The 21,725-nt window shown below is 73.4% G+C and carries 15 protein-coding genes, 1 pseudogene and 1 riboswitch; of the genes and pseudogenes, 4 read left to right on the top strand and 12 right to left on the bottom strand.

Translation table 11 applies throughout. The annotated features are described in order from the left end of the window. Positions 1-27: 27 nt before the first annotated feature. The 3 genes from GC089_RS05240 to GC089_RS05230 form a co-directional block, all read right to left on the bottom strand. Positions 28-909: a bifunctional methylenetetrahydrofolate dehydrogenase/methenyltetrahydrofolate cyclohydrolase gene (locus GC089_RS05240; RefSeq protein WP_155376753.1), complete on the bottom strand. Its 882-nt coding sequence runs from the start codon at positions 907-909 to the stop codon at positions 28-30. 13 nt (positions 910-922) lie between these two features. Continuing rightward, positions 923-2,203, bottom strand: coding sequence for a serine hydroxymethyltransferase (gene glyA, locus GC089_RS05235; protein ID WP_155376752.1), 1,281 nt, complete (start codon positions 2,201-2,203; stop codon positions 923-925). A gap of 76 nt (positions 2,204-2,279) precedes the next feature. Beyond that, positions 2,280-2,369: riboswitch (ZMP/ZTP riboswitch) on the bottom strand. Between the two features lie 12 nt (positions 2,370-2,381). Then, positions 2,382-2,897: a MarR family winged helix-turn-helix transcriptional regulator gene (locus GC089_RS05230; RefSeq protein ID WP_155376751.1), complete on the bottom strand. Its 516-nt coding sequence runs from the start codon at positions 2,895-2,897 to the stop codon at positions 2,382-2,384. A 40-nt stretch (positions 2,898-2,937) separates the two neighbouring features. Here GC089_RS05230 and GC089_RS05225 point away from each other — a divergent pair, with 40 nt between their 5' ends. Further along, positions 2,938-3,867: a DMT family transporter gene (locus tag GC089_RS05225; protein WP_155376750.1), complete on the top strand. Its 930-nt coding sequence runs from the start codon at positions 2,938-2,940 to the stop codon at positions 3,865-3,867. Positions 3,868-3,870: 3 nt separating this feature from the next. Here the strand turns inward: GC089_RS05225 and GC089_RS05220 are convergent, their stop codons facing one another. The 3 genes from GC089_RS05220 to GC089_RS05210 all read right to left on the bottom strand — a co-directional run bounded on the left by GC089_RS05220 (position 3,871) and on the right by GC089_RS05210 (position 6,081). Then, positions 3,871-4,863, bottom strand: a complete 993-nt coding sequence (locus tag GC089_RS05220; protein WP_155376749.1) for a hypothetical protein — start codon at positions 4,861-4,863, stop codon at positions 3,871-3,873. After that, entirely contained in the window at positions 4,863-5,510 is a 648-nt protein-coding gene (locus GC089_RS05215) for a SigE family RNA polymerase sigma factor (protein ID WP_155376748.1), read from the bottom strand. Before GC089_RS05215 ends, GC089_RS05220 begins: the two co-directional genes overlap by 1 nt. 64 nt (positions 5,511-5,574) lie before the next feature. Beyond that, positions 5,575-6,081, bottom strand: coding sequence for a GNAT family N-acetyltransferase (locus tag GC089_RS05210; protein ID WP_155376747.1), 507 nt, complete (start codon positions 6,079-6,081; stop codon positions 5,575-5,577). A gap of 47 nt (positions 6,082-6,128) precedes the next feature. On the opposite strand from GC089_RS05210, the gene purU reads away from it, so the two are divergent. Together purU and GC089_RS05200 are read left to right on the top strand one after the other, a co-directional pair. Then, entirely contained in the window at positions 6,129-6,995 is an 867-nt protein-coding gene (purU, locus tag GC089_RS05205) for a formyltetrahydrofolate deformylase (protein WP_155376746.1), read from the top strand. Positions 6,996-7,123: 128 nt separating this feature from the next. Then, the gene (locus tag GC089_RS05200; protein ID WP_155376745.1) at positions 7,124-7,633 is read left to right on the top strand and encodes an aromatic ring-opening dioxygenase LigA; all 510 of its coding nucleotides are present in this window, start codon (positions 7,124-7,126) and stop codon (positions 7,631-7,633) included. A 24-nt stretch (positions 7,634-7,657) separates the two neighbouring features. Here GC089_RS05200 and GC089_RS05195 read toward each other — a convergent pair whose 3' ends face one another. The 6 genes and pseudogenes from GC089_RS05195 to pulA all read right to left on the bottom strand — a co-directional run bounded on the left by GC089_RS05195 (position 7,658) and on the right by pulA (position 20,147). Continuing rightward, entirely contained in the window at positions 7,658-8,458 is an 801-nt protein-coding gene (locus GC089_RS05195) for an ATP-binding cassette domain-containing protein (protein ID WP_155376744.1), read from the bottom strand. 65 nt (positions 8,459-8,523) lie between these two features. Then, on the bottom strand, positions 8,524-9,789 hold the full coding sequence (locus GC089_RS05190) for an ROK family transcriptional regulator (protein WP_155376743.1): 1,266 nt from the start codon (positions 9,787-9,789) through the stop codon (positions 8,524-8,526). Positions 9,790-9,828: 39 nt separating this feature from the next. Further along, positions 9,829-11,064, bottom strand: coding sequence for a multiple monosaccharide ABC transporter permease (gene mmsB / locus GC089_RS05185; protein WP_155376742.1), 1,236 nt, complete (start codon positions 11,062-11,064; stop codon positions 9,829-9,831). Then, on the bottom strand, positions 11,061-12,608 hold the full coding sequence (gene mmsA / locus GC089_RS05180; RefSeq protein ID WP_155376741.1) for a multiple monosaccharide ABC transporter ATP-binding protein: 1,548 nt from the start codon (positions 12,606-12,608) through the stop codon (positions 11,061-11,063). The genes mmsB and mmsA overlap by 4 nt, the downstream gene beginning before the upstream one ends. A 107-nt stretch (positions 12,609-12,715) precedes the next feature. Further along, the gene (gene chvE / locus GC089_RS05175) at positions 12,716-13,852 is read right to left on the bottom strand and encodes a multiple monosaccharide ABC transporter substrate-binding protein (RefSeq protein ID WP_155376740.1); all 1,137 of its coding nucleotides are present in this window, start codon (positions 13,850-13,852) and stop codon (positions 12,716-12,718) included. A gap of 366 nt (positions 13,853-14,218) precedes the next feature. After that, positions 14,219-20,147 (bottom strand): annotated as a pseudogene (gene pulA / locus GC089_RS05170) (pullulanase-type alpha-1,6-glucosidase). A gap of 236 nt (positions 20,148-20,383) precedes the next feature. Between pulA and GC089_RS05165 the strand changes: the two are divergent. Further along, positions 20,384-21,715, top strand: a complete 1,332-nt coding sequence (locus tag GC089_RS05165) for an alkaline phosphatase (protein ID WP_155376739.1) — start codon at positions 20,384-20,386, stop codon at positions 21,713-21,715. The last annotated feature ends 10 nt before the right edge of the window (positions 21,716-21,725 follow it).

Raw genomic sequence — 21,725 nt, 5'->3', positions numbered from 1 at the left:
CCCGGGGCCCCGTGACGGCGTCCGCGGTCAGCCGGCCAGCCGCTCCGCGGTCTCGACCACGTTCTGCAGCAGCATCGCGCGCGTCATCGGCCCGACCCCGCCGGGGTTCGGCGAGACCCAGGACGCGACGTCCCAGACACCGGGGTCGACGTCGCCGACGACCCGGCTCCTGCCCGTCTCGGCGTCGACGGCGCGCGAGACGCCGACGTCGACGACGACGGCGCCCGGCTTCACGAGGTCGGCCGTGACGATGCCCGGCACCCCGGCGGCCGCGATGACGACGTCCGCGTGCCGTGTGTGCTCGGCCAGGTCCACCGTGCCGGTGTGCGTCAGCGTGACGGTCGCGTTGATCTCGCGCCGGGTGAGCAGCAGGCCGATCGACCGGCCGACCGTGACCCCGCGCCCGACGACCACGACGTCGGCGCCCTTGAGCTCGACCCCGTGCCGGCGCAGCAGCTCGACGATGCCGGCGGGCGTGCACGGCAGCGGCGAGGTGACCGGCTCGTTGACGCGCAGGACCAGGCGCCCGAGGTTGGTCGGGTGCAGGCCGTCCGCGTCCTTCGCCGGGTCGACGAGCTCGAGCACGCGGTGCGTGTCGATGCCGGCCGGCAGCGGCAGCTGCACGATGAACCCGGTGCACGCCGGGTCGTCGTTGAGCCGGCGCACCGCCGCCTCGATGTCCTCCTGCGTGGCGTCGGCCGGCAGGTCCTCGCGGATCGAGGCGATGCCGACCTCGGCGCAGTCCTTGTGCTTGCCGGCGACGTACCAGCGCGAGCCGGGGTCGTCACCGACGAGGAGCGTGCCGAGCCCGGGCACGACGCCGCGCTCCGCGAGGGCGGCGACGCGCTGCGTCAGCTCCGCCTTGATCACGGCCGCGGTGGCCGACCCGTCGAGCTTCTGTGCCGTCATGGGGCTCCCCCGCTCAGTACTGCTGCAGGCCCGCGTACAGCGGGAACGCCTCGGTGAGCTTCTGCACGCGGGCGCGCAGCGCGTCGACGTCCGCCGCCGTGCCCTCGACGAGCGCGGTCGCGATGATGTCGGCCACCTCGGTGAACTCGGCGTCGCCGAAGCCGCGGGTCGCGAGCGCGGGCGTGCCGATGCGCAGGCCCGACGTGACGCGCGGCGGGCGCGGGTCGAACGGCACGGCGTTGCGGTTCACCGTGACGCCCACGGAGTGCAGGAGGTCCTCGGCCTGCTGGCCGTCGAGCGCGGAGTGGCGCAGGTCGACGAGCACGAGGTGCACGTCGGTGCCGCCCGTGAGGACGGAGACGCCGGCCGCGGCGACGTCGGGCGCGGTGAGGCGCTCGGCGATGATCCGCGCGCCGTCGATCGTGCGCTGCTGGCGGTCGCGGAACTCCTCGGAGCCGGCCACCTTGAAGGCGACGGCCTTCGCCGCGACGACGTGCATGAGCGGGCCGCCCTGCTGGCCCGGGAAGACCGCGGAGTCGATCTTCTTGGCGTACTCGCCCTTGCTCAGGATGAAGCCGGAGCGGGGGCCGCCGATGGTCTTGTGCACGGTGGACGAGACGACGTCCGCGTGCGGGACGGGCGACGGGTGCAGGCCCGCGGCGACGAGGCCGGCGAAGTGCGCCATGTCGACCCACAGCTTCGCGCCGACCTCGTCGGCGATCTCGCGGAACGCGGCGAAGTCGAGGTGGCGCGGGTAGGCGGACCAGCCGGCGATGATGACGTCGGGGCGGTGCTCGAGCGCAGCCGTACGGACCGCCTCGGGGTCGACGCGGAACGTCTGCGGGTCCACGCCGTACGCGGCGACGTCGTAGAGCTTGCCCGAGAAGTTGATGCGCATGCCGTGCGTGAGGTGGCCGCCGTGCGCGAGGTCCAGGCCGAGGATCTTGTCGCCGGCGTTGATGAGCGCGTGCAGCACGGCTGCGTTCGCGGTGGCGCCGGAGTGCGGCTGGACGTTCGCGTGCTCGGCGCCGAACAGGGCCTTGGCACGGTCGATCGCGATGGTCTCGGCGACGTCGACCTGCTCGCAGCCGCCGTAGTAGCGGCGGCCGGGGTAGCCCTCGGCGTACTTGTTGGTCAGCACCGAGCCCTGCGCCTGCAGGACGGCGCGCGGGACGAAGTTCTCGCTCGCGATCATCTCGAGCGTGTTCTGCTGGCGCGCGAGCTCGCCGTCGAGGACGGCGGCGATCTCGGGGTCGAGGTCGGAGATGTTCTGGTCGAGCAGGCTGTCGCTCATGCGGGTGCTCCTGTCGCAGTGAACCGTGCGGGCGCGCCCGGCACCCGCACACACGGAGTGCCGGTGTGGAGGGTGACCGAGGGGCCCAGGCGTCCGACCCGTTGGTCCAGCTGCTGCGTCGCTCCCCGGTGGTGACCCACCCGTTGCGCCAGTCACGACCCCGTCAGCCTACCAACCGTCACGGTCCCGCCGGCGGCTCCTCCAGGTGCGCGAGCCAGCGCCGCAGCACCCGGTCGAGCACCTCGGCGTCGCCGTCGTCCAGCATCGCCAGGAGGCGGTGCTGGTTGGCGACGTGGTCGGTGAACGCGGCGTCGATGAGCGCGCGCCCCTGCTCCGTGAGCTCGACGACCCGCCCGCGCCCGTCGGTCTCGCTCACGCGCCGGCGCACGAGGCCGGCCGCCTCCAGGCGGTCGATCCGCTTGGTCATGCCGCCGCTCGTGACGAGCGTGTGCTCGGCGAGCTCGCCGCACGAGTGCGCGTACGGGGCGCCCGCGCGGCGCAGGGTGGCGAGCACGTCGAAGTCGCCCTCGGCGAGGCCGTGCTCGCGGTAGACGGCGACGAGCTCCTCGGTGACGCGGTGGGTGACCCGGCGCAGCCGTCCGAACACGCCCTGCGGGGTCACGTCGAGGTCGGGGCGCTCGCGCACCCAGGCGTCGTGCACCTGGTCGACGAAGTCCGGCGGGAGGTCGCTCACGCGGTGGATCTTACCTTCCGGGTCAGATACTTTGTCTTCCGTGGAAGAGAACACCGGCCGCTGGTCGCTCCTCGCCGCGCTGGCGCCGATCTCGTGGGGCGCCGCCTACTACGTCACCCGGCACACGCTGCCCGCCGACGCCCCGCTGTGGGGCTCGGTGCTGCGCGCCCTGCCCGCCGGGCTCGTGCTCCTCGCCCTCGCCCGCCAGGCGCCGCGCGGGCGGTGGTGGTGGCGCTCGCTCGTCCTCGGCCTGCTCAACATGAGCGCGTTCTTCGTGCTCGTGTACGTCGCGGCCCAGCTGCTGCCGTCGTCCGTCGCGTCGACGGTCATGGCCGTCTCGCCGTTCGTGCTCATGCTCGTCGCGTGGCCCCTGCTGGGGCAGCGCCCCCGGGTCGCGGGGCTCGTCGGCGCCGTCGTCGGTCTGGCCGGCGTCGTCGCGATGCTCGTCACCGGCGCGGTCACGGTGAACCCGCTCGGCGTGCTGGCCGGCGGCACGGCGATGGTGATGTCGTCGGTCGGGTTCGTGCTCGCGACCCGCTGGAAGGACGACGTCGACGTGCTCGCGTCGACGTCGTGGCAGCTCGTCGCCGGCGGCCTGCTGCTCGTCCCCGTCGCCGCGCTCGCCGAGGGCGCTCCCCCGGCGCTCGACGCCCGCGGCTGGCTCGGCATCGCCTACGTGTCCCTGATCGCGACGGCGCTCGCCTACGTCGCGTGGTTCACCGCGCTGCGGCACCTGCCCGCGGGCGCCGTGGGGCTCGTCGGGCTCCTGAACCCGCTCACCGGCGTCGCGGTCGGGCTGCTGCTGGGCGGCGAGCACCTGACGCCGCTGCAGGTGCTGGGCGTCGCCGCGGTCGTCGCGGGCGTGGCGGTCGGCCAGCCGGCGGCGCTCACGGCCGTCCGCCGGCTGCGCGGGCAGCTCGGCCCCGCCGCAGCGCCCGCGCCCGCGCAGCCCCGTTCTCCCGTGCCCTGACGCTCAGCACGTCGCCCACGAGGTGCAGCCGGCCATCGCCAGCGTCGGCTCGACAGGCGGAGGGCCGGCGGGCCCCTGGTCGACGACGACACCGCCGGGGCTGCCGAGCGAGCCGTCCTCGAGGAGCAGACCCGTCACGGGGTCGCGCACCAGCCGGTAGGACGCCCCCTCCGGAGCCTGCGCGCGGTAGGTCAGGACCTCGGCCGCCCGGCCCCGGCTCTCACCGGGCACGACCTCGGCACCGGGCAGGAGCACGGCGGCGTCCCAGAAGGCCGTCCGCAGGTCACGAGGGAGCAAGCCCCCCTCGAGCAGGGCGTCACGCGCCATCGACATGGCCTTGTCGTCGTCCGTCCCGGCACGGCGGTCGGGCTCGGTCCCGTTCCGCAGCACCCGCTCCAGGGCGACCGGGTCGACCGGCAGGGCTCGCGGGTCCGTCAGGACGTCGTGCACCTGCCCGTCGAGGACGAACCGCCCGAGGACGACCACCGGGCCGATGGCGGTCGCCGTCGCCACGTCCCGGTCGCTCATCAGCAGCCCGGGCCGCTCGCGGCTCTTCCACGACTCGCTGCGCCGCACCTGGCCGTCCGTGCCGACGTACTCCGTGACCGTGTACCAGTACGGCGCGTCGCCGTCCCAGGGGTCGCCCGGGACGCCGCTCACGCTGCCGTCGTCCGCCACCACGGCCTCGCCCGGCACGTCGCCAGGGACGCCGGGTGCGGTCACCGGACCCGCCGACCCGCTCGTGGCCGCGGGCGCCGGCGTGGAGGCGTCCGCGGGGGCCACCACGTGCGTCGGGCCCGCAGCCAGGACCGATCCCACGCCCCACGTCGCCGCGACGAGCGCCGACACCGCCACCGCGCCGGCGGCCGCCCGCGTCCTCCCGCGTCGTCGCCTCGCGCGTGGCACCACGGCGTCGAGGTCGACGTCGACGCGCGGCACGAGGAGCTCCGCACGCTCGCGGAGGGTCTGCGCGTAGCTCTCGTCCGTCGTCACCATCACGCACCCGCCTCTCGCACGCCGTCCCGCGTGCCCGCGTCCCGTTCCAGCACCTGCCGCAGCGTCCGCAGCGCCCGCGAGCCCGTCGACTTGACCGTGCCCACGGAGACGCCGAGGTCGTCCGCGACCTCCTTCTCCGACAGACCCTCCAGGTGCCGCAGCACGACGACGCGCCGCTGCCGCGGCGTGAGCAGCGCCAGCGCGCGCACGAGCTGGTCCCGCTCGGCGTGCAGGTCAGCACCGGCGGTGGCGGCCCCCTCCGGCAGGCCGGCGGGCTCCGTCAGCACCTCCCGCCGGCGTCGCCGCCACGTCGAGATCCGCTGGTTCGCCAGCGTCCGGCGGGCGTAGGCCAGCGGGTCGCGCTCACGCGCCCGTGGCCAGGCCAGGTACGTCCGCACGAGCGCCTGCTGCACGAGCTCGTCGGCCTGGTGGGTGTCACCGCAGAGCAGCCACGCCGTTCGGGCGAGGGCCGGGGCCGCCTGGGCCATGAACGCGGTGAACTCCGCGTCGCGGTCGCGCCCGTCGACCAGGACGAGCGGCACGTGCTCGTGCGCGGGCGCGGCGAGCGCCGCGGACCGCTCGGGGAGGGCCGGCCGCCCGGACGCGAGGCGCAGCCCCGCCCCGGACGCCGACGTCGTGATGTCCATGCCCTCTACACGCCGCACGCCCCGTGCAGGTTGCGTCAGGGGCGTGCCGGGTGGCCGGACGACGTCAGGCCTGCGCCGGCTCCCCGTCGCCGAGCAGCTTGCGCAGGTACGCGTAGGTGAGGTCGCCGGCGGTCTGGTCGTGCTGGTGCTCGTAGCCCGCCTTGTTGTAGAGCGCGATGTTGTGCACCGAGTCGCGGCCGGTGAACACCCAGACCTCCTCGATGCCCTCCGGCAGGTACGGGAGGATCGCGGTCAGCAGCTCGGTCCCGATGCCCCTGCCCTGCAGGTCCGGCGCCACGGCGAACCGCCCGAGGGTCGCCTTCGCGCCCTCCAGGAGCACGCGGATCGAGCCGATGAGCCGGTGCCCCTGCCAGGCGCCGAGCGTGATGACGCCGTCCGCGCGCAGGTCCGCGACGAGCTCCTCGAGCGTCTGCGTCAGCGGCGGGATGTGCGGGTCACCGTACTGCTGCGCCTCGGTGACGAACGCGGCCCGGCGCAGGGTCAGCAGCTCGCCGGCGTCCTCGGCGGTGACGGGGCGGATCTCGAGGCCGGGCTGGTCGGACTGCGTCATGCGGTCATCGTCTCAGCCGCCCGGCGCGGCGCACTACTCTGGACCCCGTGTCCCACACCTCGGAAGAGTCGACCACGCACTGGGTGCTGACGCTGTCGTGCCCCGACCGTCCCGGCATCGTCGCGGCCGTCGCGGGCCTGCTCGCCGAGCACGGGGGCAACATCACCGAGTCCCAGCAGTTCGGCGACGAGCTGTCCGGGCTGTTCTTCATGCGCGTCCAGGTCACCTCCGCCGCGACGCACGCGGAGCTGAGCACCGCGATGGCCGACCTGGCCGGGCGGTTCGACATGCAGTGGCACCTCGACGTCGCGGGCCGCAAGGTGCGCACGCTCGTCATGGTCTCGACCGCCGCGCACTGCCTCAACGACCTGGCGTTCCGCCAGCGGTCGGAGGACCTGCCGGTCGACCTGGTCGCGGTCGTCTCGAACCACGAGGTGCTCGCGCCGCTCGCGGACTTCTACGGGATCCCGTTCCACCACGTGCCCGTGACGCGGGAGACCAAGGCCGACGCCGAGGCGCGGCTGCTCGCGCTCGTCGAGGAGCTCGACGTCGAGCTCGTCGTCCTCGCGCGGTACATGCAGATCCTCTCCGACGACCTGTGCCGCCGCCTCGAGGGGCGGATCATCAACATCCACCACTCGTTCCTGCCGTCGTTCAAGGGCGCCCGCCCCTACGCGCAGGCCCACGACCGCGGCGTGAAGCTCATCGGCGCGACCGCGCACTTCGTCACCGGCGACCTCGACGAGGGGCCGATCATCGAGCAGGACGTCGAGCGGGTGGACCACACCCGCTCGGTCGAGGACATGGTGCGCCTGGGCCAGGACGTCGAGCGGCGCGCCCTCGCCCGGGCCGTGCGCTGGCACGCCGAGCACCGCGTGCTCCTCGACGGGCACCGCACCATCGTCTTCCGCTGACCCGGGCACCCGGTCTCGCCCCGCACCGCACGTCCGACCCCTGCACGAACCGTTTCGGGACGGTGCGGCACCCTGCCGGCGCAGGCCAGGGTGGGCCCCGCACCACCGCCGACCGTCAGGGGGTCCCCATGACCAGCACGCCCGCCACACCCACCACGCCCGCCGCCACCGGCGGCACCGCACTGACCGACCGCTTCGCCGGGTCCGACCGTCCGGGCGCGCCCGTCCCGCGCACCGCACGCCTCGTCGCGACGCTCCTGCTCGTCCTGGGCACGCTGTTCGTCGTCGGGGGCGCCGGCACCTGGGCCGTGACGGCCGCGGGCCTCGCCAGCGAGGGCGTCACGGTCGCCGAGAGCGCTCCCGCGTTCGTCGGCGCGCCGCTCGACACGCCGTGGGAGGCGTGGGCCCAGACGGAGGCCATCCGCACGGACCTGCACGAGGCGACGGGGGGACGCACCTACGCGGACATGGACCGGGACGACCCGCAGCGGGACATGGTCGCCACCGGCACGTTCCTGCGCGCGTCGCTGCTGACCTCCGTCGTGGCGTTCGGCGTCGCGACCGCCCTCGTCGGGATCGGCGTGGGCTTCCTGCTCGGCGGGCTCGGCCTGCGCTCGGTCACCGCGCGCGGCGCGTGACCTCGTCCGCGAGGCGGCCGGCCGTCAGCGGCCGGCCGCCTCGCGGTCCGCGGGCGCCGACGGGCGCGCCGTCGCGGGGGTCGTCTGCCACGCACCCGTGATCGCGCCGATGATCTCCTCGTAGCTGGACCGCTGCGCGTCGAAGGACCCGTTGTTGCGCCCGTGCCGCAGCACCTCGATGCGGTCCGACACGGCGCGCACGTCGTTCATGTTGTGGCTGATGAGGATGACCCCCAGCCCCATCTCGCGCAGGCGCTCGATGTGCGTGAGCACCTCGGCGGTGTGCGCGACGGACAGCGCCGCGGTCGGCTCGTCGAGCACGACGATCCGCGGGGAGCCCAGCAGGGTGCGGGCGATCGCGACCGACTGCCGCTGCCCCGCCGACAGGTGCGACAGCGGCGTGCGCACGGACGGGATGCGGCTCGACAGGTCGCGCAGCACGGAGCGCGCGATGTTCTCCATGCGGCTGTCCTGCATGACGCCCGCGCTGCGCATCTCCCGGCCGAGGAACAGGTTCGCCGTCACGTCGAGGTTGTCGCACAGCGCCAGGTCCTGGAACACCGTGGCGACGCCGAGGCGCTGGGCGGCCTTCGGGCTGGGGATCGACACCGGCTCGCCGTCGATCTCCACCAGGCCCGAGTCGGGCACCACGACGCCGGCGACCACCTTGGCCAGCGTCGACTTGCCGGCGCCGTTGTCGCCGACGAGCGCGACCACCTCGTGCGCGTGCACCTCGAAGTTGACGTCCACCAGCGCCTCGACGGCCTTGTACCGCTTGGTGATGCCGCGCATCGTCAGCAGCGGCGTGCGCGTCCTCTCGACCATCCCCGGTCCACCTGCTCCTCGTCGGGCACGTGTCACGTGCAGCGAATCCCCCGGCTCCGGCATCGTCAACCGACTGCCGCCCGTCTGTCTTCCTGGTCGTCCCGGTCGCTCCGGTCGCGGGCCTGCGTCGGGTCGGCGGGCTCGAGGTCGCCGACGTCGTCGACACGCACCGGCACGTCGGCGGACTGCAGCGCGAGCACGAGCGCGCCCATGACCTCCGCCCGGGCCCCCAGCTCGGCGGGCACGACCTCCAGCGGCGCGATCTGGTTGAGCAGCACGCGCCGGCGGATCGCGTCGCGCATCGGCTGCAGCAGCACCTCGCCGGTCTCGGCCAGCTCGCCGCCGACGACGACGCACTGCGGGTTCACGGCCATGCCGAGCCCGGCGACGACCGCCCCGATCGTCGCGCCCGCGTCCGCGACGACCTGCGCCGTGCCGGGGTCGCCCGAGCGGGCGCGGCCGACGACGTCGCGCAGGGTGAGCGTCCCGTGGCTCGCGCGCAGCGGCTCGACGAGCGCCGCCGCCCCCACCACGGTGTCCAGGCAGCCGCGCGACCCGCAGCGGCAGATGTGCCCCTGCGGGTCGACCTGCACGTGCCCGATCTCGCCGGCGGTCCCGGCGAAGCCGCGGTGCACGCGCCCGTTGATGACGATGCCGGCGCCGGTGCCGTACGACGCGCGCACGTACACGGCGTCCTGGTAGCCGCGCGCCGCGCCCAGCGTGGACTCGGCGAGCGCCCCCAGGTTCGCGTCGTTGTCGACGTGCACGGGGCGTCCGAGCCGCTTGTCGAGCACCTGCGCGAGGTGCTCGCCCTCCCAGCCCCGCAGGACCCCGGGCACGGAGACCATGCCGGTGCTGGTGTCGACCGGCGCCGGGACGCCGACACCGATGCCGACGACCTCGTCCAGCTCGCTGCCGATGCGCTCGAGCAGGTCCACCACGAGCAGGGCCGCACGGTCCAGGCTCGTGTCGGAGCGGTGCTCGTGCGGCAGGGGCAGGCTCTGCTCGGCGACCACCTCGTGGGCGAAGTCGCCGAGCACCACCCGCAGGTGCCGGTTGCCGATCTGGAGGCCCACGGCGAGACCCACGCGGCGGGCGAGCGTGACCATCTGGGCACGCCGCCCGCTGCGGGTGGTGACGGCGGTGTCGACGACCCCCGCGGCCAGCAGGTCGCGGACGATCGTCGACACCGTCGCCGCCGACAGGCCGGTGGCGGCCGCGAGCTCGACCTGCGTGAGGCCGCCGTAGCGCTGCACCGTGGAGACCACGAGCGCCTTGTTGGCCTCACGCAGGGACGACTGCGAGCCCGCTGCCGCCGCTCGCCTGCTCACGGGGGAACCTACCCGCTTCCGTACCGGCCGGTCGTGGTGCTACTGGGTGCCGGCGCGGCGCTTGTTCAGCAGGTCGAACGCGACCGCGAGGAGCAGGACCAGGCCCTTGATGGCCATCTGCCACGCCGGGTCGACCGACATGATCGACAGGCCCATGTTGAGCACGCCCATGATGAGCGCGCCGATGATCGCGCCGGAGATGCGGCCGATGCCGCCGGTCACCGCCGCGCCGCCGATGAAGCAGGCGGCGATCGCGTCGAGCTCGAAGTTCTGGCCGGCGGCCGCGATGGCCGCACCCGCACGCGCCGTCGTGACGATCGCCGCGACGCCCGCGAGCAGGCCCATGTTGACGAAGATCCAGAAGTCGACGCGGCGCGTGTTGACGCCGGACAGGCCGGCCGCGAGCCGGTTGCCGCCGATCGCGTAGATGTGCCGCCCGAAGACCGTGCGGCCCATGAGGAACGAGTACGCGACGACGAGGACGCCGACCACGACCAGGACGATCGGGGTGCCGCCCGCCGAGAACGACAGGATGACCGTGAGGATCCCGATGCCGACCGCGATGAGCGCGAGCTTGGCGACGAACAGGCCGCCGGCCTCGACGTGCAGGTCGTGCTTGCGCATGGACGCGCGGGCGCGCAGCTGGGAGATGACGATCGCGGCGACCGCGAGCGCACCGATGAGCAGCGTGACGACGTCCATGTTGGAGGCGAAGCCGAGCACGTTGGGCAGCGAGCCCTTGGAGATGGCGATGAACGACGACGGCAGGCCGGCGACGGTCTCACCGACGACGACGAGCGCGAGGCCGCGGAAGACGAGCATGCCCGCGAGGGTCACGATGAACGCCGGGATGCCGACGTAGGCGACCCAGAAGCCCTGCCACGCCCCGACGACGCCGCCGATCGCGATGCCGAGCAGCACCGCGACGGGCCACGACAGGTCGAAGTCGCGCATGCTGACCGCGACGACGCCGCCGACGAACGCGACGACGGACCCGACGGACAGGTCGATGTGCCCGGCGACGATCACCATGACCATGCCGATGGCGAGGATCATGACGTACGCGTTCTGCTGGAACAGGGCCGCGACGTTGTTGGCGAGCAGGAGCTTGCCGTCCGTCAGGACCTGGAACAGCAGGACGATGACGATGAGCGCGCCGAAGATGCCGTACTGGCGGGCGTTGCCGCCCAGGCCCTGCAGGCGCTGCGCGATCGACTGCCGCGGGAGGTCCGGCGGCGTCGGTGAGGAGATGTTGACCTCGGTCCTGGTGCTCATCGGGCGATCCCGTCCTTGTCCATCGTCATGTACTGCATGAGTCGCTCCTGCGAGGCCTCCGCGCGGGCGACCTCGCCCGTCACGCGGCCCTGGCTGAGCGCGTAGATGCGGTCGCAGATGCCGAGCAGCTCGGGCAGCTCCGAGGAGATGACCAGCACGCCCTTCCCGGCGTCCGCGAGCCGGTTGATGATCGTGTAGATCTCGTACTTCGCACCGACGTCGATGCCGCGCGTCGGCTCGTCGAGGATGAGCACGTCGGGATCCGCGTAGATCCACTTGCTCAGCACGACCTTCTGCTGGTTGCCGCCGGACAGCTTGCCGACGACCGACGCCACGCTCGGCGCCTTGATGTTCATGTCGCGGCGGTACTGCTCGGCGACGCGGCCCTCGCCGCGGCGGTCGACGACGCCCAGGCGCGCCAGCTTGTTCAGCGCGGACGCCGACACGTTGCGCTCGATGGTGTCGATGAGGTTGAGGCCGAACCGCTTGCGGTCCTCGGTCGCGTACGCGATGCCGTGCGCGATGGCCTGCTGGACGTTCGCGACCTTGATCTCCTTGCCGTCCTTGTAGACGCGCCCGGAGATGTTGGCCCCGTAGGAGCGGCCGAACAGGCTCATGGCGAGCTCGGTGCGCCCGGCGCCCATGAGGCCGGCCAGGCCGACGATCTCGCCCCGGCGGACCGTGAGGTTGGCGCCGTCGACGACCTTGCGGTTCTGGTCGACGGGGTGGTGGACGGTCCAGTCCTCGATGCGCAGCACCTCGTCGCCGATGTGCGGCGTGTGCTCGGGGAACCGGTTGTCCAGCGAGCGCCCGACCATGCCGCGGATGATCCGCTCCTCGGTGACCGGCTCGGCCCCGTGCATCGGCATCGTCTCGATCGTGCGGCCGTCGCGGATGATCGTCGTGGTGTCGGCGATCGCCTCGATCTCGTTCAGCTTGTGGCTGATGATGATCGAGGTGATGCCCTCGGCCTTGAGGTCGCGGATGAGGCCCAGCAGGTGCGCGCTGTCCTCGTCGTTCAGGGCGGCGGTCGGCTCGTCGAGGATGAGCAGGCGCACCTCCTTGGACAGCGCCTTCGCGATCTCCACGAGCTGCTGCTTGCCCACGCCGATGTCGACGATCTTGGTGTCGGGACGCTCGTCGAGGCCGACGCGCGCGAGCAGCTTCGCCGCCTCCGCGTTCGTGCGGTTCCAGTCGATGACGCCGCGCTCGACGCGCTCGTTGCCGAGGAAGATGTTCTCGGCGATCGACAGGTACGGGGAGAGCGCGAGCTCCTGGTGGATGATGACGATCCCGCGCCGCTCGGAGTCGCGCACGCCGCGGAACTCCTGGACCTCGCCGTCGAGGACGATGTCGCCCTCGTAGGAGCCGTGCGGGTAGATGCCCGAGAGCACCTTCATCAGCGTCGACTTGCCGGCGCCGTTCTCGCCGCAGATGGCGTGGATCTCGCCACGCCGCACGGCCAGGTTGACGTCGGACAGCGCCACGACGCCGGGGAACTTCTTGGTGATGCCGCGCATCTCGAGGATGTGCTCGGTGTCCATGTGTCCTCGCTGGGGTCCGGGCGGGCCGGCCCCGGCACCCGCCGCGAGGGCGGGTGCCGGGGACGGCCGGGGGTGTGCCGGTTCCGGTCGGGACGGGCAGGTGCCCGTCAGAGACCGAGGTCGTCCGCGGAGTAGAAGCCGGACTCGACGAGCGAGGACTCGACCGTGTCGGGCGTCACGACGACCGGCGGCAGGAGGAAGGTCGGCACGACCTTCTCGCCGTTGTCGTAGGTCTCCTCGTCGTTGACCTGGACCTCCTGGCCCTCGATGATCTGCTCGACCATCTTGGCGACCTGGTCACCCAGGGTGCGGGTGTCCTTCCAGACGGTCATGGACTGCTTGCCCGCGATCATGTTGAGCACGTTCGCCTGGTCGGCGTCCTGGCCCGTCAGGACCGGGTACTCCTCGCCCGGCGCGTAGCCGGCGCCCTCGAGCGCCTGCGCGATGCCCAGCGCGAGCGAGTCGTTGGGCGACAGGACGACGTCGACCCGCTGGCCGCCGCCGTAGAACGAGTTGAGGCGGTTCTCCATCTCGGCCTGGGCGGTGTCGGAGCCCCAGCCCTGGATGCCGATGCTCTGCCACTCGTCGTTCGAGGCCGGGGCCTTGCCCGACGGGACGACGAGCTTGCCCTCGTCGACGTACGGCTTGAGGACGTCCCAGGCGCCGGAGAAGAAGAACTTCGCGTTGTTGTCGTCCGGCGAGCCGGCGAAGGGCTCGAGGTTGAACGGCCCGGCCTGGTTCGCGAGGTCGAGCTGCTCGACGATGAACTCGCCCTGCATCTTGCCGACCTCGTAGTTGTCGAACGTCGCGTAGTAGTCGACGTTCGGCGTGTTGTTGATGAGGCGGTCGTACGCGATGACCTTGATGTCCTGCGACGCCGCCTGGTCCAGGACGGGGCCGAGCGCGTCGCCGTCGATGGGGGCGATGACGAGGACGTCGGCGCCCTGGTTGATCATGTTCTCGATCTGGGTGATCTGCTGGTCGACCTTGTTGTCGGCGTACTGCAGCGCGGTCTCGTAGTTCGCGCCCTGCAGCAGCTCGTCCAGGTGCTGGCCGTCGCGGTTCCACCGCTCGAGGCTCTTCGTCGGCATCGAGATGCCGACGAGCGTGTCCTCGGGGGCCGCCGTGGCCCCGTCGCCGCCACCGGACCCGCTCTCGCGCTCCTGGCTGCACGCGGCCAGCGAGCCGACGAGCAGACCGGCGGTGACCAGACCTGCTGCAGTCTTCTTCCAACCCAGTGACATCGTTGTCCGCTCCTTCTCGTGCCGCTCGGACCCGGGCACCCGTTGCCCGGCCCGTCCGAGACGCCGGATGCCTCACCGGCGCCGTCACGCGGCGTTCGGTTGGATTCAAGACCTGAAGGCACGTCGATGGCAACTTTCGTTACCACATCGTGTCCTGCGTGTTCCGGCGCCTGAACAGGGCGAATACGACGTCCTCGACAGCGTTTCAGCGGCCCACGCCTTCGACCTGCGAACTCAGGCGTCGACCTGACTTCCGTCATCCGCGCGGCGACGCCCAGTCGTGGCGCGGCGAACGCGTCGAGCGCGGGCGTCCGTGGACGCCCGCGCTCGACGGGGTGCTGCCGCGCCTCGCGCGGCCGGCGGTGCTCAGCCGCCCAGGCCGCGCCACCAGTCCCGCAGGAGGTCGCGCACGTCCTGCCCGGAGCCGTGGGACGTGCGCTCGACCAGGACCGCGACCGTGCGCGGCGGCACGGTGACCGTGCCGGTCCCCCGCTGCCACGTCGTCGTGCGCACGACCGGGTCCTGCCCGTGCGCCTGCACCGGCGAGAGCGCGTACCGCCGGCCCGCGAGCGCGGGGACGGTCTGCGTCGTCGGCTCGTCGGAGGCGTTGACGACCACGAGCACGCCGTCCAGCCGGCGGTCGACGTCGGCGCGCCAGCGGCGCAGCCCGCGGTCCCAGCCCGTCCGGTCGTCGACGTGCATGACGACCACGCCGGGAGCGGCGTCCGGGCCGGACCCCGGGAAGGTCACCTTCTGCCGGATCAGGTCCGCGGACCCGAGCCGGAACAGGCGGGTCGAGGAGCGCAGCTCCAGCAGCTCGGCCGCGGCCTCCCGCGCCGTCGCGACGTCCTGCGGCGTCGGGACGAGGGCCGGGTCGGCCAGCAGCGGCTGCTGGTAGGGCCACTTGGGCTCGTTGTCGGCCGCCGGCGGCAGGCCGCGGCCGAACCCGTTCGTCCGCCCCGACCAGTCGAGGACGTTGAACCAGTCGCCCGAGTCGTAGCTGTTGCGGTCGAGCGACTTGCTGCGCAGCAGGTCCGCGCCCGCGTGCCAGAACGACGGCGTCTGGGCGAGCGCGGTCGTCGCGAGCGAGACGGTGTTCATGCGCACCCGGTCCGCCATCGGGGTGTCCTGCGGCAGCTTGAGGTACAGGTTGTCGAACAGGGTCTCGTTGTCGTGCGCGTCGACGTACGTGACCACCTCCTCCGGGGAGTCGGCGTACCCGGCCGGCTGGCCGTTGTAGTCGATCTCGTCGCCCTGCTGGACCTCGCCCGCGCTGGTCAGGAACGCGTAGTCCCGCAGGTTCCCGGCCATGCCGAGGCGGACGAGGTCGGCCTGGTGCCGCACCCGTGCGAGCTGCTCCTCCGGCGTCCCGTTGCCGGGGTCGCCGTTGGGGTCGGTGTACGCGCCGGAGCCGAAGCCCTGGATGGCGCGGGGGTTCTCGTCGAACGGTCCGCCGCCGCGCACGGCGTCGCGGAGCCGGTCGGAGAACGTGCCGATCCCGGTGCCGCCGAGCTGCCCCTGCGTGGCCTGCTCGAACAGCCGGTTGTCCGCCACCTCCCCGAAGTTCCAGCCCTCGCCGTACAGGTAGACCCGGGAGCCGTCGACGCCGTCGCGCCGCGGGGTCAGGTCGTCCAGCGCGGCCCGCACCTTCTCCATCGTCTGCCGGGAGTGGTGGCCCATCAGGTCGAAGCGGAATCCGTCGACCTTGTGGTCCCGGGCCCACGTGACGACCGAGTCGACCATCATCTTCTCGGCCATCGCGTGCTCGGTCGCGACGTTCTGGCAGCAGGTGGAGGTCTCGACCTGTCCGGTCGCGTTCAGCCGGTGGTAGTACCCCGGCACGACCCGGTCCAGCACGCTCCTCGCGTCCTGGCCGCTGGCCGCGGTGTGGTTGAACACCTGGTCGAGCACGACCTGCAGGCCGTCGGCGTGCAGCGCGCCGACCATGGACCGGAACTCCGCGATGCGCGCCCCGCCCGTGGCGTCCACGGCGTACGAGCCCTCCGGCACGGTCCAGTGCCACGGGTCGTAGCCCCAGTTGAACGCGTCCTGCCCGGCGACAGCCGTCACGCACGCCTGCTGCTCCGGCGAGTCCGGCGGCAGGGACGCGAGGTCGCACTGCGGTGTCGCCTGCTGCGACCGGTCCTCCTCGATGGACGCGATGTCGAACGTCGGGAGCAGGTGCACGGTCGTCAGCCCGGCGTCGGCGAGCCGGCGCAGGTGGTCGCGCCCGTCGCTGCTGCGCACCGCGAACGCGCCGTAGGTGCCGCGCAACCGCTCGGGCACCGTGGCGTCCGAGATCGAGAAGTCGCGCACGTGCAGCTCGTAGATCGTCTGGTCCACGGGCCGCACCACCGGCTGCCTCGTGCGCTCCCACTGCCTCGGGCGGTACCGGGGGTCGTCGAGGTCGACGAGGACGCCGTGCGTGCTGTTCAGCGTCAGGGCGACCGCGTACGGGTCGGTGACCCGGTTGACCTCGACCTTCCCCGTGGTGGGCGCGTAGACCGTCACCTCCCACAGGTAGGCGGCGCCCGCCCACGCCCTCGGTCCGGAGGCCGTCCAGGCCCCGTCCCGCTGCCGCTCGGCGGCGACCCGCGTCGGCTCGGCGGACGTGTCCAGGCGCCCGCGCCGGTCCGCCGGCCACACCAGGAGGTCGACGTCCTGCGCGGTCGGGGCCCACAGCGCGAGGCTCGGGGCGCCCTTGCGCCACGTCGTGCCCAGCGTGCGGTCCGTCGCGCGGTCGGCGTACAGGTCGTCGAGGACGCCCGGCACCTGCACCGCGGTCACGGCCTGGCCGGTCCCGTCCGGGCCGGCCTGGCGCACCAGGAGCTCACCGGCGAGCAGGCGCTCGACCGTCGCCCGGTCCGCGTCCGCGAGCCGCAGGGCCAGGTACCCCTCCAGGGCCGGGAAGCGCGCGAGCACGTCCTCCCCCAGCCCGTCCGGGTCGAGCGCGAGCGCGTGCGTCTCACCGCCCGTCACCTCGCCCTCGACGACCTCGAGGGCCCCGGCGGGGTCGCCGTGCAGCGTGAACGCCAGGTCCGCGGGGGCCGTGACCGCCGGGACCAACGACGTCGGCCACGCGAGCAGGTCCTGCTCGACCCAGTGCGCGGCGGCCTGCCCAGTGCCGGGCAGCGGCGGGTCGGCCACGCCGACGGTGAGCACGTGCGTGGCGAGGTCGTACGTGAAGGTCACGGGCTGCCCGCCGGGCGTCGCGAACGCGATGTTCGCACCGCCCGCCGCACCGCCGGCGCCGTAGTTCTCCGCCCAGGACAGGCCGTGCGCGACCTTGACCTCGTACGTGCCCGCGGGCAGGTCGGGTGCCGTGAAGACGGCGGTGCCGTCCCCGTCGCCGTCGATCAGGACGGCCGCCAGGCACGCCGGGTCCCAGTCCGCGGCGCAGCCGAGCTCGCTCTGCGCGCTGCCCGGCAGGGTGATCAGCGCGCCCTGCGCGGACGAGGTGACCTGGTGCGTCGCGTGGTCGTAGACGAAGGTCACCTGCTGGTCCGCGTCCCCGGGCACGGTGTACGTGATGTTCGCGCCGCCGGGCGCACCGCCCGCGCCGTAGTTCTCGTCCCACGTGCCGCCGATCGCGACCTTGTACTCGTAGGAGCCGGGCTTGAGCGTGAACGTGCCGGCGTACACCGAGCCCGCGACCTGCTCGAGGCGCGCGGCCTCGCAGTCCGGCTGCCAGTCGCCCGGGCAGCCCATCGCGGCGTTGTGACTGCCGGGGACGCTCACGACGAGGTCCGTCGGGTCGGTCGGCGGCACGACGCCGTCGACCGCGACGCCGACGCTCGCGTACGTCGACGCCGCGCTGCGCCCGCCCGCGACGTCCTCGCGCACCGCGCGGTACTCGACGAGCGTGCCCGGGGCGAAATCGTCGACGTCGTGGTAGACGCGCGGGGCGGTCGTCTCGGCGGTGCCGAGCGGCGTCCACTCGTCCGAGCCGACGACGCGGTACGCGAACGACGTCGTCGCCAGGACGTCGTCGGCGACGTCGGCCGCGACCGGGGCCGAGCCCGTGACCGCCGCACCCGCGCCGGGCACGGTGAGCGTGATCGCGTCGTCGCCCGCCGCGACGGGCGCGTCGGCGCGCAGCACGACCGCACCGAGCGCCGGGACCGTGAGCTGCACCGTGCCGTCCGCCGCGGCGGTGACCGGTGCCGCGTCCGCGGTCGTCGTGCCGGTGGTCGCCAGCAGCGGCGCGAACGTGGCACCGGGGGTGAGGGTGTCGACCGTGACGGTCGCCGCCGTCGTGGCGTTGTTCGTGGCGACGAGGTGCTCGACGTCGTCGTCGCCGACGCGGGAGAACGCGTAGACCGGGCCGTCGGCGTACCGCTCGACCTGGGCGCCGCTCGTGAGCGCCGGCGTGCTCGCCCGCAGCTCGGCGAGGCGCCCGATGTGCGTGTACAGCGCCGTGTCCGTCCCGTACCGGTCCACCGAGCCCGCCGGCGTGCCGTCGAGCAGCGTCTGGTCGGCGTACTCCGGCACCTGCGTCGCGAACAGCGACTGCCGCGCGTCCTTGTCCTTGCCGCCGAGCGAGCCCGCACCCACGAAGCCCTGCTCGTCGCCGTAGTAGACGACCGGCTGGCCGCGGGTGAGGTACATGAGGGCGTGCGCGAGGCCGGAGCGGTCCTGCGGGCGCGTGGCCCCCTCACCGCGTACCCGATCCGGCCCATGTCGTGGTTGCCGAGGAACGTGGGCAGCGCCTGCGCGTTGCTGGTCGGCGTAGTGTACCGGTCGTCGCTCGCGTACAGCGCCTGCAGGCCGGCGGCCGACAGTCCCGTGGCGTAGCTCGCCGCCGCGGCCTGGAACGAGAAGTCGAGGACGGCGTTCATGTCCGTGTCGCGCACGTAGGGCGCGGTCTTCGCGGAGTCGGCGTCGTACACCTCGCCGAACATGAAGAAGTCGGGGTTGCCCACCGACGCCGCGTGCTCGGCGATCGCCGTCGTGAACGTCTCCCAGAACTCCCCGTTCACGTGCTTGACCGTGTCGATGCGGAAGCCGTCGATGCCGAGGTCGACCCACGCCTCGTAGACGTCCACGAAGCCCTGGACGACGTCGGGGTGCTCGGTCATGAGGTCGTCGAGCCCGTCGAAGTCCCCGTAGGTGACGGACTCCCCCGTCCACGTCGAGTTGCCGCGGTTGTGGTACAGCGTCGGGTCGTTCAGCCAGGCCGGGACCTTGAGGTCGGCGTCGGCCGGGTCGACGACGGGCGTGTACGGGAAGGACCTGGCCGGGTCGAGCGCCGGGAAGTCGTCGGTGCCGGCGAAGTCCGCGGGGTCGAACGCCTCGCCCGCGGCGTCGCGGTACGGCTCCGCGGACTTCTCGACGTACGTGTACTGCTTCTCGGCGTAGTCGATGACGTCGGCGGTGTGGTTCGTGATGATGTCGAAGTACACCTCGATGCCGCGCGCGTGGGCCTCGTCGATGAGCGCCTCGAGCTCGGCGTTCGTGCCGAGGTGCGGGTCGATGCGCGTGAAGTCGGTGACCCAGTAGCCGTGGTAGCCGGCGGACGCGTCCGCGCCCTCGCCCTGCACGGGCCGGTTGAGGAACGACGGCGTCAGCCAGATCGCCGTCGTGCCGAGGCCCTCGATGTAGTCGAGCCGCTCGCGCAGCCCCGCGACGTCGCCGCCGTGGAAGAAGCCCTTGTCGGTGGGGTCGAGGCCCGTCGCGAGGCGGTCGCCCTCGAGGCCGCCCGTGTCGTTGGACGGGTCCGCGTTCGCGAACCGGTCGGTCATGACGAAGTAGAACTGCTCGCCGGCGCCCGGGTCGCGCACGGGCTCGGCGACGAGGTCCGCGTCGGCGTCCGTGTAGCCGCCGCGCAGGTCGGTGACGGTCACGGCCGTGCGGTGGCTCGTGTCGTCGTACGTGAACGTCAGGCGCGCCGGGCCGGCGAGCACGAGCGGGGTGTTCGCGTCGGTGCCGTCCGCGCCGTACGAGGCGTCCCAGGCGTCGTCGAGCGCGACCTTCCACTCGTGGGTGCCCTCGGGCACCTCGAACGTGGCGGAGAACCGGCCGGGGACGTCGGTCGGGGCCAGCTCGGTCGCGGGGCACGCGGGGTCCCAGTCGGCGGCGCAGCCGAGCTCGCTCTGGAGGCTCCCGACGAGCGCGACGCCGCCGGGTGCCGCCGAGGCGGCGCTGGGCACGAGCGCTGCCGCCGCGCCGACGGCGCCCACGGCGAGCGCGGTGCCCGCGGCCGAGAGCCGCCGGCCGAGGCGGGGACGGTGGGACGGGACCGGGCGGGGCCGGCCGGGGGCAGGGACGAGCCAGGACGCGTGCGGGCGCCGACCATCGGGACTCCTTCGTCACGGCACGACGTCGTGCCGGAGGTGGGCAGTCCCGCGACGGTAACCGTTTGCGTCAACTTTCAGCAAGGGATTCCGGCGAAGTCGTCGTACCGGTCGATCCGGACGCCCCGCGCAGACCCTTGCGGGCCGTGCGCGACGGACGGAGCATGGCCCGCAGGGGGGCACGTGCCCCCGGCCGACGTCAGGGTGAACGACGAGGTTCGACGACGGGGGCGGGACGATGGGCGGTCTGCGTACGGCACGGGGACGAGGCACGGCGCTCGGGGCGACAGCCCTCACGCTGGTGCTCGCGGCGAGCGGCGCCACCGGGGCCGCGGACGGGACGGGTGAGCGGGGCGCCGCCCCCGACGGCGGCTGGTGGGGCGGCGGGTCACGGCCGGCACGGAACGTCGTCCTCCTGGTCGGCGACGGGCTCGGCATCGCGGCCCGCGACGCGATCCGGCTCGCCACGGTGGGACGCGACGGCGAGCTGGCGATGGACGGCCTGCGGTACGCGGGCTGGACGCGCACCGACCCCGCCGACCCCGAGGAGGCGGTGACCGACTCGGCCGCCGGCGCCACGGCGTTCGCCACCGGTGTGCGCACGTACAACGGCGCCGTGTCCGTCGACGTCGACGGCACCCCGGTCCCGACCCTCCTCGAGCACGCAGCGCGGCTGCGCAAGGCGACCGGGCTCGTCACGACCGCGCAGGTCACCGACGCGACCCCGGCGGCGTTCGGCGCGCACGTCCCCGACCGTGGCGACCAGAGCGAGATCGCCCGGCAGTACCTCGACGACACCCGCCCGGACGTGATCCTCGGCGGCGGCGAGGACTGGTGGTACCCGGAGGGCGACGAGGGCGCCTACCCCGACGACCCGGCGGACCCGCGGCCGGAGGTCAGCCGCAGCACCGAGGGCGACCTCGTGGCCCGCGCCGAGGCGATCGGCTACGACTACGTCACGACCGCCGAGGAGCTCGCCGCGACCCGCGCCGACCGGGTGCTCGGCCTGTTCGCGAACGAGGAGATGTTCGAGCAGGCACCCGAGGGCCAGGGCGACGAGTACGCACCCGTCGTGCCGCTCGCGACCATGACCGCGAAGGCGCTCGACGTTCTCGCGCGCGACCGGCACGGCTTCTTCCTCGTCGTCGAGGAGGAGGGCATCGACGAGATGGCGCACGCGAACAACGCGGCCCTCACCATCGAGGCGGGGCAGGCGTTCGACGAGACCGTGGCGCTGGTGCGCGACTTCGCGGCGCGGCACCGCGACACTCTCGTCGTCGTCGTGGGCGACCACGAGACGGGCGGCCTCGCGATCGAGAACGTCGACGCCGAGGACGAGTCGGGCGACCCCGCCGCCACCGACCCGGGCGTCCTGCAGAGCCTGGAGGACGGCCCGTTCCCGATCGCCGGCAGCGACCTGCAGTTCACGGTGGACTGGACCACCGGCGGGCACACGGGCGCCGCGACGCCGCTGTCGGCCGAGGGGCCGCGGGCGGAGCGTCTCGCACGCGCGCAGGACAACACGGACGTGTTCACCGTGGTGCTCGACGCGATGCGGGGACGCCGCTGACGCACGGGCG

This window comes from Cellulomonas sp. JZ18 (assembly GCF_009720485.1).
Lineage (GTDB): Bacteria > Actinomycetota > Actinomycetes > Actinomycetales > Cellulomonadaceae > Cellulomonas.
This window is presented reverse-complemented; position numbering and strand designations above follow the sequence as displayed.

Excerpts from the sequence above, each read along its gene's own strand:
- chvE (WP_155376740.1), bottom strand. The coding sequence starts at position 13,852 with ATGTCACTGGGTTGGAAGAAGACTGCAGCAGGTCTGGTCACCGCCGGT.
- GC089_RS05215 (WP_155376748.1), bottom strand. The coding sequence starts at position 5,510 with ATGGACATCACGACGTCGGCGTCCGGGGCGGGGCTGCGCCTCGCGTCC.
- mmsA (WP_155376741.1), bottom strand. The coding sequence starts at position 12,608 with ATGGACACCGAGCACATCCTCGAGATGCGCGGCATCACCAAGAAGTTC.
- GC089_RS05195 (WP_155376744.1), bottom strand. The coding sequence starts at position 8,458 with ATGGTCGAGAGGACGCGCACGCCGCTGCTGACGATGCGCGGCATCACC.
- GC089_RS05220 (WP_155376749.1), bottom strand. The coding sequence starts at position 4,863 with ATGGTGACGACGGACGAGAGCTACGCGCAGACCCTCCGCGAGCGTGCG.
- glyA (WP_155376752.1), bottom strand. The coding sequence starts at position 2,203 with ATGAGCGACAGCCTGCTCGACCAGAACATCTCCGACCTCGACCCCGAG.
- GC089_RS05165 (WP_155376739.1), top strand. The coding sequence starts at position 20,384 with ATGGGCGGTCTGCGTACGGCACGGGGACGAGGCACGGCGCTCGGGGCG.
- GC089_RS05210 (WP_155376747.1), bottom strand. The coding sequence starts at position 6,081 with ATGACGCAGTCCGACCAGCCCGGCCTCGAGATCCGCCCCGTCACCGCC.
- GC089_RS05240 (WP_155376753.1), bottom strand. The coding sequence starts at position 909 with ATGACGGCACAGAAGCTCGACGGGTCGGCCACCGCGGCCGTGATCAAG.
- mmsB (WP_155376742.1), bottom strand. The coding sequence starts at position 11,064 with ATGAGCACCAGGACCGAGGTCAACATCTCCTCACCGACGCCGCCGGAC.
- GC089_RS05200 (WP_155376745.1), top strand. The coding sequence starts at position 7,124 with ATGACCAGCACGCCCGCCACACCCACCACGCCCGCCGCCACCGGCGGC.